We start from the raw sequence: 13,891 nt of genomic DNA on the forward strand, positions 1-13,891 counted from the left end.
GCCAGCGAGCGGGGGGGAGGGGGGGGGAGGAGGGGGTGGGGGAGAGAGGAGGGGGGGGGTGGGGGAGATAGGGGAGATAGGGGAAGGGTTTGGTTTTTAGGTAGTTCTGGTTTAATGTTTGAAGCGCTCTGGAGTCTGTGGCGGGACTTGGGCATATCCGAATTGTTGTGTGTCAGAGTGGGCAACTTATCCACGCATTCTCTTGAGCTTAAAACGCAACCCGAAGGATCACACTCAAAAACCCACTCCCCCCATCCTCCTATCTCCCCTCTCCCCCCCTTATCTCCCCTATCTCCCCGCACCCCCACTCCTCACTCTCGCAACTGCCCGTAGAGGGCGATCGCCGTACGCCACACTAAATAGCCCTGGTCGTTTAAATGCAGGCCATCGGTGGTCAAGTCGGGGCGTAGTCGGCCTTCGGTATCGGCAAAGAGGGGATAAAGATTGAGGTAGTCGGCATTGTTGTCAGCGGCGATTTCTGCCAGGTTTTGGTTCAGCTCTCGTATGCGGCTATTGGGTAACACCAAAAGGCGATCGCGTCCTTGCCAGGTGGATTGTTCGGCACTGTGCGGCAAAATCGACTGGACAATGATTTGCGTTTGCGGATGTGCCCAGCGCAGATACTCAACAAGCTGGCGATAATTGCTGAGGATTTCGGCGTCTTGTTTGCCCCAAATTAAGTCGTTGATGCCAATCATTAAAAAAATTACCTGGGGCTGAGTGCGATCGAGCAAATTAGCTCGCTCTAGCAAGCCTGCGGTCGTCTCGCCAGAAATGCCTTGGTTGAGCCAGGTTTGGTCAGAGGGCAGCAACTCTAAGGGAAACCAAAGACTGATCGAATCTCCTAGCAGCACCGCCAAGTTTTCTGGCTGTTGCAGGGCGATCGCATCTGCTTCTTGCGCCAGCAATGACACCCACTGCTGATAGTTAAGCTGTTGGCGTTCGCCAAGCTGTGGCTCAAAAGGTGTCTCAGCGGCAGTATCTACGACTGAGGCATTGGCTTGGGGTAAAACAGGTGGGCGATCGCTAGGCGGCGAGGAATGGCGCGATAACAGCAAGACAGCAACAAACAATAGCCCGTTTATCGACAAAGATAGAACGGCCCAAGCTGGCACGGCTGGCAATAGTCGAAAAAAATCCCGCACAGCGATCACGAAGGGGGGGACGGCTCAGATCTTAAACGGATTTAACCGATTCAGTACAGAGCCACTGCAAAAACTTTGGCAAAAATTTTGACACCCTGTCTTTTGAATTTGATTAGGCGATCGTGGTAACGTCCTGCTTATCACTGAAGCTGACTTCAGTGCTCTAAAGGTTGCGCCTCTGTCGGTTTCCGCAGAGGCTTTTTCGTGACGTCTATTAAGAAATCTCTTTTTTCAATCGGAGTAAATCAACTTATCCGAACAAGATTGAAGTTTAGCCGACTTCGCAAAATTCTTCGTTCAAAGTTTCTAAGCTTTAAACAGATACTGTTCTTGCTATTGAGTGTTCGCCGCTGAAAGGCCAGTTTTAACCTCAATTGGCACGCTCTAGCTAGGGCTGATAGCTTATCTTTTAGGAGCTAAGAATTATGAAAAATATGGTCTGGACACCCAACGCAGAAAAAGACCAAAAGGCTAACCAGTATTTAGAAGAAATCAATCACGCTCCTTACGAAGTTATTTTCGCAATGGGGATTGCCCTTTTTTGTCTATTTACATTGATCGTGTTAGTAGGTATTTTCTAGGCCGCTGTCAATCAAGCAATCCCCCTTTCCGGCGGCTAAGGCGGCGAGGTTTTGCCACTCTATAGCTGTAGCCATTAGGGTTAAGTCTCTTAAACTGCTGAAAGCCGCTAGCGGTGGAAGAAAAGGTCTTCTTGCCTTTTGCGGCAAGAGGATTGAGCGGCTGTAAGCATTCTGCTTCGATCAACTAACTCCGCACCTGTAGCGCCCCCTGCATGGCGGTTGGCATACATTATTCATCATGCAGAAAAAGATTAAGCCTCTGATTTGGGTAGCCAGCCTTTAATTTCAGCATCTGTTAAGGGGCGCTCTAACTTGATATATTCTGCCTGTGACGCTTGCAAAATATGATGCATCTGAACGGGTTCGTCAGCGTCCGCTGCTAAAAAAGCGGCGTTGAGGGCAATATTGCGGATATTACCGCCTGAGACGCTGAGTTTGGCCAACTTGTCATACAGCAAATCTTGCAACGGTGTTTGCGGCGGAAAGATGCGTCGCCAAATTTCGGCTCGCTGCTTGGCATCGGGAAAGGGAAACTGCACAATGAAGCGAATGCGACGCAGAAATGCTTGATCTAACGAGCTTTTGAGGTTAGTCGTGAGAATCGCTAAACCTCGATACGCTTCAATTCGCTGGAGTAAGTAGGCAACTTCCATATTGGCGTAGCGATCGTGCGAATCTTTGACCTCCGATCGCTTACCAAAAAGGGCATCAGCCTCATCAAACAGCAAAATAGCGCCTCCTGTTTCTGCCGCATCAAAAATCCGACGCAGATTTTTTTCGGTTTCACCAATGTATTTGCTAACAACGGTGCTGAGATCAACCCGGTAGAGATCTAGCTTTAGGTCATTGGCTAAAACTTCTGCTGCCAGCGTTTTGCCCGTGCCGCTAGGCCCTGCAAACAAGGTGCTAATCCCTAAACCCCGGCTCCCTTTGCGACCAAACCCCCAGTGTTCATAAACTTTAGTGCGTTGACGCACATGAGCTGCGATTGTGTGCAGCACTTGCAGTTCCTTTTCTGGCAGCACCAGATCTAGCCAGTCGGCGCTGGGGGGAATGGCCTGGGCTAGTTCGTCTAAGCGGGGACGCGCCTGGGTTAAACAGGCTTCCCAAAGCAGGGCAGGTAGCCGAGCGGGGTTGCTGTCTTCTGGGGGATGGGTGGCGGTGTCTGGGCTGGAAAGGGAGGCGATTTTGGTCGTTGCGGGCGGGTGTTTCCAGCCGTTTTCTGCTGCTTCTATGCGGCCAGCGCCGAGTAAGCGCTTTGTCCTTTCGCAGGCAGACTGAATGCTAGCAGGCGACAAATTGAAATAGGTCACCAGCATGTCAATATGACCGTTGAGTTCGGTGGCCGTTTTACCTAAATGGAGTTGCCAGAGGGCACGCTGCTCTTGATGGGTAGGGGCGGCGATGGAGAAGGTAATCAGCGATCGCTGACGCTGAGCACGGCGATCGCGGCTGAGCACAATGACCGGACACTGGAGGCTATCGATCAGACGATGAATGGCACTGTTTTGCTGGGTTGCCCCTGCTTCTACCGTACTATCGGCGCTGCTAAGGGCACTACAGTCAAGCACCAAAATGCTATCGGTCAAGAGGGCTTCTCGCTCACAAAGCACCTTAATCAGATTGAATTGCCCCAGTTCAGTCGGTAACACGTCTGCTGCAATCAACAGCCCTTGCCGTTGCATTTGGCGACAAGCCGCTAGGGCGATGGCGCGTTGGGTCGTCTCATCGCTACCGTAGAGCTGAATTGCTGGTGCCTGTTTATCGGTAGCTTGCCAGCCGACATAAGCCACTTGCTCGGCGATCGCCTGATAAGAAGGGGGCAAAGCTTCAAATTCTGTACCTATCGCTTCTAGCGGCGTCAAAATTCCCTTGAGCCGCATATCTGTATATTTGATGCCCAAAAGAAAATGCAAAATCCGTTCGTCGATGCGCAAGGGGCTGTAAGTGAGGGCATTGCCGCCGCCAACTTCAACGATGTGCCAATAGCGGAGAGCGCTTTCGGGAGTCAGCGCCCACCAATGGGGTGACGGAAAAATCGACAGTGCCAGACTGTAGGTGGGATAGCCTTGTTGAGGGTCACCTTGCACAGAAGCGCACAAGGGCATCACCACCGGATTTAGCTCAACCCCTGCGCAGAGCAAAAGAATATCTCGCTCGAAACGAGACAAGCCGAACAGGGAGCAAAGCTGATCGAGGGCAGTAGCTGGCTGTAGGGAAGGGGGATCCGCAGGAATCTCAGTGGCTTCAGCCGGACGAGCCTTACGTTCTAAATAGGCGATCACCTGAGCGATCGCTTGCATCAGGTAGCGGTGATTAGCTTCGCGCCAGCGCTCTAGTGAAGTGGCCGTCATTCACTTATCCCGCCACACCTCGAATTAAGTCTTGCAAATAAACCAGCGCTTCCGGCGGTGGCAACAGCACAACCTTACCCTGCCGCAAAATTTCATACTGGCCGCGATGGTAGCCATGCCCAGCAATTAACCCCATCTCTACAGCCTGATTGCCCAATTCAGTCAACTGGTTAACGCTCATCCCTTCTAGCTCTAGGTTGAGCCGCTGCTTAATGTAGTCATCTTGTACCATGTGTGCATCCTCAACGAATTGTAATTCTGGGGCCAATAAACCAATTTTCGGTGGGGCTACCGGGGGTGTTGTCAATTTCAAGCTGACTTTCAGCCCCGTCAATCTGCAAGCGAACCAGATAATCGCCCGCTTCTACTTCTTTAAAGGGAATCGCGATCGCCTGACTTTCTGTCGTTCGCGGATCGGCCTCAAAGGAATAGTCTCTAGGTGCTTCAGTAGACCACTCGTTGAGAAAAACAACCACTCGCTGCTCGGCTCCCACCGTCAAGTTCACCTCAATCCAAAGACGACCCGAACGCGGTTCATCAATAGGGTCTTCGACCACTTCTACCTCCACCTGCGTGACTACCGGGCGCAGCACAAAAGGAGCCGCATTAGACTCTACCCCCCGTCGAGGGCTTTGCCCACGCGTCGTTGCTGGCGGATGAAACACCTGGAGGCTCTGCACACCTGCTCGAATCGCAGCCATGGGTACATCTGCCAAAGCCAGTTGAATTTCGGTGGCGGTGACTTGAGTGGGCGTCACGTTGACACCGCACACTCTAACCTGAGTAGCCTCGTCACCCTTGAGATTTTTGCCACGCAGAATTAAATTGCTATCGAGCAAAATTGGGTCGTAGCGCCCGCTAGCAGCTAGCACCTGTTCTACGGCTGGCTGGTTGAAATAGGGAGCCAAACTACCCGTCCGGCGATCGCGCACGGGTAACGCCCGCCGCGCCGTTCTGTCGCCTTCAATCAGCACTACCATCACTTTGTAGGCAATTGATAGAACATAGGGCGTTTGGAAGAAAACGGTCCAGCTTTTAGACAAATCTTCCAGGTTGAGATCCAGCGGCATAACGGTAATTTGCTGGATCTGATCGGCCAAGCGCGAATCTTGTAAAAAGCTCAGGGTAGAATCTTCGCAAGCATCGCGGATAATTTCCGCCGGAATCATACGGTAATCATTGAGGGTGCTGACCACGCTGCCCAACAACCGTTGAGGCGCTAATTCAGTGTCGTTGCCATAAAAGCTCAGCATGTAATACAAATCTAGAGCCGCCTGCCGCTTTACCGGGTTTCCCCGACTGCGAAACGGAGTGGCATCAATATTGTTGAGGGCTGGATTGGTGATGATTTGATAGAGAAAAATATTAACACCCGTTTCCGGGGTGCCGTTGCCGATGTCGCTAGGACGCACGGTTGTTACCCGCGCACCTTCTACATCTAGCTGTACAGCCGCTTGCAGCGTTCTTTGTAGCGTTGCGGTAACGGTAGCGATCGCCAGATAATTACTCATAATCTCCAAAAGAACCGTGACAAGACTCAAACCTCCGCCCCGATCCGCAAGGGCAAGGCTGGTCTGAGGCAACCTGGGCGAACAGGGTATTAAAACGAGGCAGTCGATCAAAGTACCCGTGGGGCGGTGTCTTGTCTGTCAGTAAATGGGGGGGGTGGGCAAAACTGCATAACCAGGTATGGCTGGTCTGTAGCGTCGCGGCCAGTGGCTCGATCGCTGGGGCAAAAGGATACACCTGGCTTAACTGCTGGGCTTGGGCTTGCAGCTCTGATAGCGATCGCTCATCTGTCTGAAACCCTAGCAAAATTGTGTTGCCATTTGCCAAAGCGCAAACATAGCTTTGAGAAAATACCTGGCTAAACGTATAAACCTTGTCAGCCAAATAGGGATCGAGAGCGGGCAGGTTAACGGCGATCGCCCCCGCTGCGCTCAACCGTCTCTGGCAAAGCTGATAAAAGTCCGCTGTTGCTAGAGCATAGGGGGTATAGCCATTACCCAAAGCCACATTCACCAAAATTAAATCATAGGCATCTGTTGCTGCCGTTAAATAAGCCCGTCCATCTGCCAAATGCAGCCGCAGCCGCTCATCAGGCCGCAAGCCAAAAAACTGCTGGCTCACCTGCAAGAGCAAAGGTTCAATCTCAGCGCACTCAAGCGTCACCGTTGGCAAGCTCCGATGCAACACAAATGCCAATCGGCCTCCCCCTAGCCCAGCCAGATAGATCCGACGCGGCTGTGGAACGCCGACTAGCCCAAGCAGTAAAGCTTGGGTAGACACGGCGGTAAGCTGAAAAGGTTGCTCAAGATCCCACTCTGACTGCAGCAGTTGAGACGATAAACTGCTTTGATCCAGCAATACTAGCTGAATGCGCGACCCCCTTTTAATCACCTGCACCAAATGCACCCCGCTTGGCTCACACAGCAGCGTCCCCTGTGGCTGAGCTTGCAGCCATTTTAGGGTGTGATCCAGGTCAGAATGGGCGGCAAGCATGGGCAAACAGTCAAACCTCAACGTGTTAGGCGGCGACCAACCCAAGCTTTAGCGCTTTTACAATCGCCTGAGTCCGGCTGCTAACCTCAAGCTTTTCAAAAATTCCTGTGAGGTGGGCTTTAACGGTAGCGACTGTGATGTGTAGACGTTTAGCGATCGCGTCGTTAGAGGCACCTTGCACCAGCCAGTGCAGCACCTCTTGCTCACGCTCAGTCAGGTGAACAGTCGCTTTCGCCAGCATCGTCCGCCCGCTGTAAAAGTGAAATAGCCGAAAGAAGCGAGTAGCCACCTCAGCCGAAAGATAAATCTGATCCTGCATAACAGTGGCGATCGCCTGCGAGAGTTGGTGGGCCAGCCGATCCTTAAAAACATAACCACAAGCCCCAGCCTGCATCGCCCGAAACACCCACTCATCTTCTTGATGAGCCGACAAGACCAGCACCCGGCTGGGTTGTCTGAGCTGCCGCTGCTGCACCAGAAATGTAACCCCGTCATTTTGAGTCAGCTCCATGTCGAGCAAGACCAGTTGGGGCTGCTGCTCTTGTACCAGTTGCAAGCCTTGCTCAACCGACGCCGCGTGGCCGACTACGCAGCAAGAGAGGGAGCCGGTTGTGTGATAAAAACCCAACAGCGTTTCTAATCCATGTCGGAACTGATGATTATCATCAACCAGCAAAACAGAAATCTTCTGTGTGGCTGGCTTGGGCAAACACTCTACTGACATCATCCCCAATGGCTCCCAATGATCTGACTGTGTGTATAAGGGTCATCGTCGCAGGCAACATTTATGGTAGTCGTGGCAGGCTAATACAAAATTGTGCTCCTCCTGACGGTAAGTTATCAGCCCAAATACGTCCCTGGTGCTGTTGGACAATTTGACGCGCGATCGCAAGTCCTAGCCCAGTACCACCGCTGCGTCGCGAATAAAAGGGTTTAAATATTTCTTTCAAATCCAGCTCAGACAATCCCGTGCCTTGGTCACAAATCTCAATCAAAATTTCCCGCTGAAAGTCTGCCCAGCAGCAAGTGATCGTGCCTGAGCAAGGACTAAAGTAAATGGCATTACTCAATAAATTGTGAAAAACCTGCTTCATCTGCCAGGCGTCCATTTCAATTGCTAGCGCCGCTTCCGGATAAACAACGGCTAACTGCTTTTGCTCAATCCAGGGTTTTAGCCCTTCTAAGCTCTCTTCTAAAAGCTGCCGCACATCCTGCTCCTGCATCTCAAGCTGGGCGGCTCGACTATACTGCCGCATTTGCTTGAGGCTGTGGCCAATCTCAGCAATTGTGATCTGAATTTGCCGTACCTGCTGCTGCTGCTCTGGTTGGCTCAAACTTTGATAGAGCAAATCTGCATACAGCCCCACCAAAGCCAGCGGATTACGCAGTTGATGTTCAGTGCGCTGGAGCATCTCTTGCAAAAGCTGTAGCTGAGACGACTGAGGCGCTGGCTGGCGCTGTAAAGCCCAAGCCAGCAAACGAGTCTGCTGTTCGATACAAAACTGTTGCAACCCCGTCAATGGGTGCTTAGCCCAAACCAACAAATAGTGAGGCGAATCCGGTGCATAACCGCAGAAATAAGTGACCAGTTCAGTTTGCGGCAAATCTAACTGGCTAACCTGCATCGGCACAAATGGCATTTGCAGCCAATCTTCTGACTCCAGATAAGCTAGCGTTGCCGCGTCAAAACAGCATTCTCCTTGCCAGTAGCGAGCCACCGCTTGATAGTCACCAGCCACTCCTCCTCGAAAAATGCCCCATATCGCCACCACAGGAAGCTGATCAAACAGCTGATCCACAAATTGCTGACAGATAGTTTCTAAGTCGGCTGGCTCACGACTGAGATCGAGTAAGGGAAGGGCTGAAAGTAAAGTGTTTTTAACCTGAGACTGCATTGCGATCGCAAATTGTTAAGAAATGGAAAATTCTTGAAAAAATTGCCAGTTCAGCAGCTTGAGTCAGTGAAAAAGATTGATTGGGCTAGCAATGAAGAGAATGGCTTGCTATCAAGAAAAAATGCTAAACCTGCCTTTGCTAGAGAACTGAACGCTTCTTGGCTCCTGATTAAACGCTAAAAACATCCAGCATTTAACGAAATTTAAAGAGCCAGATAGAACCATAGATTAGTTACTTGAGATGAGCCTATTCTATTCACACCTCGTAATCTGCCACACGGACTTTATACAAAGACTTCACAATAAACAAGCGATAAAACCGGGAAAAACTCGGGATTTTTACCAAGCCTTGAAATCTCGACCAAAGTCTAATGACCAAGTTCTGGCCCGCTGCCTAAGGTTAGGATGTGTTTCGACGCCCTAACGCCTTATGATTCCGGCTGTCGCCCAGACACTTGCGGAGGTTCTTACCAGTCGAACTTCCCTCATCAGCAAGGAACAAATTTATTTCAACCATCCCCAGGTTAATCAAGACGCCTGCCCTGCTGTTAGTCTCTATTGCTATCACATTCAGCCGGGAGGCAGAGAATCTGCGGCTCAGTCTAGTTTGGCTGAATTCGAAGGGGGTCTTTATCAATGGCTTGACCTGCTTTTTCTGATCAGCGTTTCAGATTTTACGGCGTTAGGAGAGCAGCGGTTGCTCTCAGAGATTCTACTGCTGTTTTTAGACTGCCCATATTTACCAGAGGAGGCGTTAACGTCTCAACTGCGAGGGCGGGCTTCGATGCCAATCCAGGTATCGACTAAGAGCGTTCTGGATGCTATCACGCTGTGGAAAGCGCTTGGCGTGCCTTTGCGTCCGGCGGTTCATCTGACGGTTACTGTCCCTTTAGGGCAGCGATCACCCATCTCGTATAGCGCATCACAGGCGATCGCAGAGGTGACACCCCGCCCGGGTAGCCCCTTACCAGAACCTTTAATTCTGGTTCCTTAACCATTGCCAGCAATGGACTTGTACCGCTTATTAAACCCACTGGGTCAGGAGGATAGGAAAGCATGGCATTAGATTATTTTGCCCCTGGGGTCTACGTCGAAGAGGTTGATCGTGGTAGTCGCCCTATTGAAGGCGTCAGCATGAGTGTAGCCGGGTTTATCGGCTTCACCGAAGACGTTCGGGGTGATGCTGAACTCTTCAAACCCATGATGGTGACAAACTGGAGCCAGTACCTAGAGTATTTCTCCAGACCAGCCTCCGATGGATTTACCGATTTTGACGCTTACTTACCCTTTGCGGTACAAGGCTGGTTTCAAAATGGTGGCGGACGTTGCTGGGTCGTTAGTATCGGCACCAAGCTTCCGGGTTCGCAACCCCCTTCAGCCGAAGAAACCGCTACCAAGGTGCTGACGCCTGGTGGCAAGCCCTCTTTGAGCTTTAACCTACAATTGCCAGAAGGCGGTAGTGCGCCAGCTTTACCTGCAAGCAGCGACAGCCGCATCCTGATTCAGGTGACTGAAAGCACCCCCAAGCTTGAAGAAGATCCAGATGAAGACTCTGTGCTACCGCTAGATACAGGAGAATTTTTTACCGTTAGCGTGCAGCAGGGAGGCCAAGAAGTTGAACGCTACGAACACCTGACGATGAATCCTGAGGTCGATACCGCGATCGCTGACTATGCGATAACCGCACTAGAGGAATCAGAATATATTCAAATCGCTGATATCTCGCAAAACGGCCAGCCCCTCTCGCGACGACCTGCCAACGGTTATTACGAAGTCGCTCCACCGCCTTACATTGCCCCACCCGATCGCCTGCCCCGCGACGTGCAAGGCATGCGTGACGATCGCGAAGGGTTACAAGGTCTTTTTGAAATTGATGAAGTCGCCATGGTGGCTTGCCCTGACCTGATGCGAGCCTATCAAGAAGGGCTGCTCGACCTCGATCAGGTACACGGCATCATGGAAATGATGCTAACGCTGTGCGAAAACTCTTTCCCTGGCCCCGCCTACCGCATGGCTGTTTTAGATTTGCCCCCCGTTAAGCTCGGCAAAAATGACAATCAGGCAGTGCCCCCGCAAGAGCAAAAGCCCCAGCACGCTGCTCAATGGCTTAGAACCTTTAACCGTCGTTCCATGTTTGGGGCGCTTTACTATCCCTGGATCCAGGTTGCCAATCCCCGCAATGGCGGTCGCCCCCTGATGGTGCCTCCCTGCGGACATATGATGGGTATCTGGTGCCGCACCGATGAGTCGCGTGGCGTTTTCAAGGCTCCAGCCAACGAAACTCCTAGAGGGGTGACTGGTTTAGCCTACGAAACCAACATGCGAGAGCAAGAACTGCTCAACCCGTTGGGCATCAACTGTATCCGCAACTTTGCTAATTACAATCGGGGTATCAAAGTGTGGGGCGCTCGTACCCTGGTTGAACCCGACAATATTCAGTGGCGCTATATCAGTGTGCGCCGTTTGCTGAGCTACATTGAAAAATCCATCGAAATTGGTACCCAGTGGGTTGTCTTCGAACCCAACGACATGGATCTGTGGGAGCGGGTAAAGCGTACGGTTAGCAACTTCTTAGAGCGCTTATGGCGAGAAGGAGCTTTATTTGGCGGTGCCCCCTCCGAGGCGTTTTATGTGAAGTGTGACGGCGAACTCAACACCCATGAAACGATGATGATGGGTCGTCTATACGTTGAAGTAGGTGTTTGCCCTGTCCGTCCGGCTGAATTTGTCATCTTCCGCATTAGCCAGTGGGCACCCAACCAATAAGTAGCCAATTTGTCTAGCGGCTGTATCGCCCTTGGGCGTGATACACCAACCCCTTGATAACGGTGCGTTTGGCACCCGCCTGACGCACCTTACGACTCAATTTGACCTGTCGCTGTGCCTGAGGAGCAGTAACTATGGCTGAACTAAGACCGATCCCAACTAGTCGATTCTACGTAGAATTTGACGGCCTCACCGAAAAAATGATCAAAAGCGTCACTGAGGTTACTTTTACCGGGCAAACGGCTGGTCACGAAAAGCCGCTGGCCTCAACTAAAAGTGGCAAAACCATGTGGCAGTCTACTTCAGCAGGCTTTGAAGAGAATCCTAACTTCACGATTGAAACCTTTCTCTGTGAGGGTGACCTCGACTGGTATAACTGGATGAAGGCAACGATGCCCAAGAGTGAAGGGGGCGACGGTAAGTGGTCTGAAAACCGCAAAAATGGCTCCATTGTCGGTTACGACGCGGGTGACCAGGAAATTTTGCGCTGGAACATTACCAACGCCTGGATCAAATCCTATAAAGTTTCTGACCTCGCGGCTGATAGCAAAGACTTAGCGACTGAAACGTTTGAAATGGTTTGCGAACAAATCAACCGCACCAAGTAATTAAACGTTAGCCAAAAGCCTAAATCAATGATAGGAGCGCTGCCATGCCAGACAGTAATGATTTCAATGTATTAGCTTGCTCTAAGTTTTATGTATCTTTTGATGGCCTTGAAGATCTGTTAGTCAAAAAAGTTAGCGGCATCGAAATCAAATTGGCGACCGCCGGAGATACGAAGCCCTTTGGCGTTAGCAAAGGCGGCAAGAGCACCATGCAAGCTACCGTAACGGGTATCGAAAACGGCAAAATCACTATTGAATATGTGGATACCGTCGAAGACGATCGCCTGATGAAATGGTACGAAGACTTTCACTCTGAGCCGATTAAGGGAGGGGGGTCAGCCGCTAAAGGTCAGCTCAAAACAGGTTCAATTGTGCTTTATAACCAGGGGGGCGATGAAGCGGCTCGCTGGGACTTGACCGGCGTGGCTCCTGCTAGCTACAAGTCTTCTAAATTTGAAGCGGGGGCAACTGATCTGGCGACCGAAACCGTTGAGATTGTCTATCACTCTATCCACCGCGTTAAGTAAGCGTTTTTGGTCGCGCTGCTGGATGGGCACAGCTATGTGCGCCATCTAACAACCCAAAAGTAGTTGAGGTAGAGGTGTTGTTGTGGCTGAAGACAAATCCTACGAAGTAATTGCGTCTTCGCGCTTTTATCTTGAAATTCATCTAGATGGTAGTGACGATCGCATCGATGGCTACTTTATGGATTGTCAAGGCTTCAAGCGATCGCAAGAAGTCGTCGAACTCTGTGAAGTCACACCGCAGAAGTGGGGAAAAAATGGTACGCCGCGTGGACGCATGGTACGGGTAAAAATGCCCGGTAACATGAAGAGTGAAAACATCATCTTGAAACGGGGCATGACCCTTTCTAAGGCGATGTGGGATTGGTTTACAGCGGTTGAAGCCGGAAAGTGGTCAGAGCAGCGACGCGACGGCGATCTCACCCTTTACGATCAAGCGGCGGAAGAGTCGGTTCGTTTCCGTTTTAGCGGTGCTTGGCCCGTTAGTTATAAAATTTCGGATGTGAAGGCCGATAGCAAAGAGTTTGAAATTGAGGAAGTTGAGCTATCGGTAGACGAATTTAAGCGGGTAAAGTAGGGAGCCTACCATGCAGACGGAGTTTGAATTCATGCTGCCCAAGGGCTATCTGGATGCAGAGGGTAATGTGCATCGTAAAGGCATTATGCGGTTAGCCACAGCAATGGATGAAATTACACCGCTGCGAGATGTTCGCGTGAAGTCAAATCCAGCCTATGCCACCGTCATCATCTTAGCCCGTGTGATTACCCAGCTAGGTGCCCTTGAAGAGGTGAATCCCACCGTTATTGAGCGTTTGTTTGCCTGCGATCTTAACTATTTGCAGAAATTTTATCGCCACATTAACGAGTTAGAAGAATCCGATCCCCCTGAGGCGGCTTCCTCAGAAGCTGCTGCCCTCACTGTTGAAACGTGATGTTTCGGCATACTCTCTTTAACCAGCCGCTTTAGCCCAATTTTGCCAAGATGGTGTCATTTCCAGCGTTAGTCACTGAGTTTGAATTCACCCTGCCCAGAGGGCTAATAGATGAAACTGGGCAAGTCCATCGGCAGGGAAAAATGCGCTTAGCAACTGGACGAGATGAGCTAGCTGCACAACGCGATCGCCGCACGGTTGACTATCCCGGTTACCTGAGCTTGGTACTGCTCTCACAGGTGATTACTCAATTGGGCACCCTTACCCTGCTCGTGCCTGAGCAACTGGAAAATCTGTTTACTCAAGATTTGGCCTACTTAAAGGAGTTTTATAACCGCGTCAATCAACAGGGTAACGCTCAGATTCCGGCTCAGTGTCCGCAGTGTGGTACTGCATTTGAGGTGGAATTGGTTTTGTCGGGGGAGTCATAAGCTACCCCTCTAATCAGCTCTACGAGGAGGTAGCCTACATTGCCCTACACTTTCACTGGTCTTTGGCAGAAATTTTAAGTTTGGTCAACAGCGATCGCCGTCGTTGGGTCACTGAAATTCAGACCCTCCGGCAGCAGTTAGCCCAAGGGTAGC

The 13,891-nt window shown here is 51.1% G+C and carries 16 protein-coding genes; 9 read left to right on the forward strand and 7 right to left on the reverse strand.

Going from position 1 to position 13,891, the window contains the following annotated elements; all coding sequences use genetic code 11:
- Window positions 1-311: 311 nt before the first annotated feature.
- Window positions 312-1,145 (reverse strand): GDSL-type esterase/lipase family protein, encoded by an 834-nt coding sequence (locus ACTS3T_RS08365; protein ID WP_377963667.1) that lies wholly within the window; start codon window positions 1,143-1,145, stop codon window positions 312-314.
- Between the two features lie 425 nt (window positions 1,146-1,570).
- On the opposite strand from ACTS3T_RS08365, the gene ACTS3T_RS08370 reads away from it, so the two are divergent.
- The gene (locus ACTS3T_RS08370) at window positions 1,571-1,726 is read left to right on the forward strand and encodes a hypothetical protein (protein ID WP_377963665.1); all 156 of its coding nucleotides are present in this window, start codon (window positions 1,571-1,573) and stop codon (window positions 1,724-1,726) included.
- Between the two features lie 251 nt (window positions 1,727-1,977).
- On the opposite strand, the gene ACTS3T_RS08375 is transcribed toward ACTS3T_RS08370, so the two are convergent.
- From ACTS3T_RS08375 to ACTS3T_RS08400, 6 genes are read right to left on the reverse strand one after another with little or no spacing between them, the layout of a single operon-like run.
- A complete protein-coding gene (locus tag ACTS3T_RS08375; protein WP_377963663.1) occupies window positions 1,978-4,080 on the reverse strand; it encodes an ATP-binding protein in 2,103 nt (700 codons plus the stop codon).
- A gap of 4 nt (window positions 4,081-4,084) precedes the next feature.
- Window positions 4,085-4,312: a hypothetical protein gene (locus tag ACTS3T_RS08380; protein WP_377963661.1), complete on the reverse strand. Its 228-nt coding sequence runs from the start codon at window positions 4,310-4,312 to the stop codon at window positions 4,085-4,087.
- A 10-nt stretch (window positions 4,313-4,322) separates the two neighbouring features.
- The gene (locus tag ACTS3T_RS08385) at window positions 4,323-5,591 is read right to left on the reverse strand and encodes a Pvc16 family protein (RefSeq protein WP_377963659.1); all 1,269 of its coding nucleotides are present in this window, start codon (window positions 5,589-5,591) and stop codon (window positions 4,323-4,325) included.
- Window positions 5,584-6,582, reverse strand: a complete 999-nt coding sequence (locus tag ACTS3T_RS08390) for an SEC-C metal-binding domain-containing protein (protein WP_377963657.1) — start codon at window positions 6,580-6,582, stop codon at window positions 5,584-5,586. The genes ACTS3T_RS08385 and ACTS3T_RS08390 overlap by 8 nt, the downstream gene beginning before the upstream one ends.
- Window positions 6,583-6,607: 25 nt before the next feature.
- Window positions 6,608-7,309: a response regulator gene (locus tag ACTS3T_RS08395; protein ID WP_377963655.1), complete on the reverse strand. Its 702-nt coding sequence runs from the start codon at window positions 7,307-7,309 to the stop codon at window positions 6,608-6,610.
- Between the two features lie 58 nt (window positions 7,310-7,367).
- Entirely contained in the window at window positions 7,368-8,477 is a 1,110-nt protein-coding gene (locus ACTS3T_RS08400; protein WP_377963654.1) for a sensor histidine kinase, read from the reverse strand.
- A gap of 430 nt (window positions 8,478-8,907) precedes the next feature.
- On the opposite strand from ACTS3T_RS08400, the gene ACTS3T_RS08405 reads away from it, so the two are divergent.
- From ACTS3T_RS08405 to ACTS3T_RS08440, 8 genes are all read left to right on the forward strand, one after another.
- A complete protein-coding gene (locus tag ACTS3T_RS08405) occupies window positions 8,908-9,471 on the forward strand; it encodes a Pvc16 family protein (RefSeq protein ID WP_377963652.1) in 564 nt (187 codons plus the stop codon).
- A gap of 62 nt (window positions 9,472-9,533) precedes the next feature.
- Window positions 9,534-11,243, forward strand: coding sequence for a phage tail sheath family protein (locus ACTS3T_RS08410; RefSeq protein WP_377963650.1), 1,710 nt, complete (start codon window positions 9,534-9,536; stop codon window positions 11,241-11,243).
- Window positions 11,244-11,377: 134 nt separating this feature from the next.
- Window positions 11,378-11,851, forward strand: a complete 474-nt coding sequence (locus ACTS3T_RS08415; protein ID WP_377963648.1) for a phage tail protein — start codon at window positions 11,378-11,380, stop codon at window positions 11,849-11,851.
- A 44-nt stretch (window positions 11,852-11,895) separates the two neighbouring features.
- The gene (locus ACTS3T_RS08420; RefSeq protein WP_377963646.1) at window positions 11,896-12,378 is read left to right on the forward strand and encodes a phage tail protein; all 483 of its coding nucleotides are present in this window, start codon (window positions 11,896-11,898) and stop codon (window positions 12,376-12,378) included.
- Window positions 12,379-12,460: 82 nt separating this feature from the next.
- Window positions 12,461-12,952: a phage tail protein gene (locus ACTS3T_RS08425; RefSeq protein WP_377963644.1), complete on the forward strand. Its 492-nt coding sequence runs from the start codon at window positions 12,461-12,463 to the stop codon at window positions 12,950-12,952.
- Window positions 12,953-12,962: 10 nt separating this feature from the next.
- Window positions 12,963-13,307: a hypothetical protein gene (locus ACTS3T_RS08430; RefSeq protein ID WP_377963642.1), complete on the forward strand. Its 345-nt coding sequence runs from the start codon at window positions 12,963-12,965 to the stop codon at window positions 13,305-13,307.
- Window positions 13,308-13,357: 50 nt separating this feature from the next.
- Window positions 13,358-13,738, forward strand: coding sequence for a phage tail assembly protein (locus ACTS3T_RS08435; protein ID WP_377963640.1), 381 nt, complete (start codon window positions 13,358-13,360; stop codon window positions 13,736-13,738).
- Window positions 13,735-13,890 carry a DUF6760 family protein gene (locus ACTS3T_RS08440; RefSeq protein WP_462934910.1) on the forward strand — a complete coding sequence of 52 codons (156 nt, stop codon included), beginning with the start codon at window positions 13,735-13,737 and terminating at the stop codon, window positions 13,888-13,890. Before ACTS3T_RS08435 ends, ACTS3T_RS08440 begins: the two co-directional genes overlap by 4 nt.
- Window position 13,891 lies beyond the last annotated feature (1 nt).

Origin of the sequence: Almyronema sp., assembly GCF_052168255.1 — a bacterium.
GTDB classification, from domain to species: domain Bacteria; phylum Cyanobacteriota; class Cyanobacteriia; order Phormidesmidales; family Phormidesmidaceae; genus Sphaerothrix; species Sphaerothrix epifaneia.

What these genes read in the sequence shown, in the direction of transcription:
- ACTS3T_RS08370 (WP_377963665.1), top strand. Translation starts at nt 1,571, where the DNA reads ATGAAAAATATGGTCTGGACACCCAACGCAGAAAAAGACCAAAAGGCT.
- ACTS3T_RS08375 (WP_377963663.1), bottom strand. Translation starts at nt 4,080, where the DNA reads ATGACGGCCACTTCACTAGAGCGCTGGCGCGAAGCTAATCACCGCTAC.
- ACTS3T_RS08380 (WP_377963661.1), bottom strand. Translation starts at nt 4,312, where the DNA reads ATGGTACAAGATGACTACATTAAGCAGCGGCTCAACCTAGAGCTAGAA.
- ACTS3T_RS08385 (WP_377963659.1), bottom strand. Translation starts at nt 5,591, where the DNA reads ATGAGTAATTATCTGGCGATCGCTACCGTTACCGCAACGCTACAAAGA.
- ACTS3T_RS08390 (WP_377963657.1), bottom strand. Translation starts at nt 6,582, where the DNA reads ATGCTTGCCGCCCATTCTGACCTGGATCACACCCTAAAATGGCTGCAA.
- ACTS3T_RS08395 (WP_377963655.1), bottom strand. Translation starts at nt 7,309, where the DNA reads ATGATGTCAGTAGAGTGTTTGCCCAAGCCAGCCACACAGAAGATTTCT.
- ACTS3T_RS08400 (WP_377963654.1), bottom strand. Translation starts at nt 8,477, where the DNA reads ATGCAGTCTCAGGTTAAAAACACTTTACTTTCAGCCCTTCCCTTACTC.
- ACTS3T_RS08405 (WP_377963652.1), top strand. Translation starts at nt 8,908, where the DNA reads ATGATTCCGGCTGTCGCCCAGACACTTGCGGAGGTTCTTACCAGTCGA.
- ACTS3T_RS08410 (WP_377963650.1), top strand. Translation starts at nt 9,534, where the DNA reads ATGGCATTAGATTATTTTGCCCCTGGGGTCTACGTCGAAGAGGTTGAT.
- ACTS3T_RS08415 (WP_377963648.1), top strand. Translation starts at nt 11,378, where the DNA reads ATGGCTGAACTAAGACCGATCCCAACTAGTCGATTCTACGTAGAATTT.
- ACTS3T_RS08420 (WP_377963646.1), top strand. Translation starts at nt 11,896, where the DNA reads ATGCCAGACAGTAATGATTTCAATGTATTAGCTTGCTCTAAGTTTTAT.
- ACTS3T_RS08430 (WP_377963642.1), top strand. Translation starts at nt 12,963, where the DNA reads ATGCAGACGGAGTTTGAATTCATGCTGCCCAAGGGCTATCTGGATGCA.
- ACTS3T_RS08435 (WP_377963640.1), top strand. Translation starts at nt 13,358, where the DNA reads ATGGTGTCATTTCCAGCGTTAGTCACTGAGTTTGAATTCACCCTGCCC.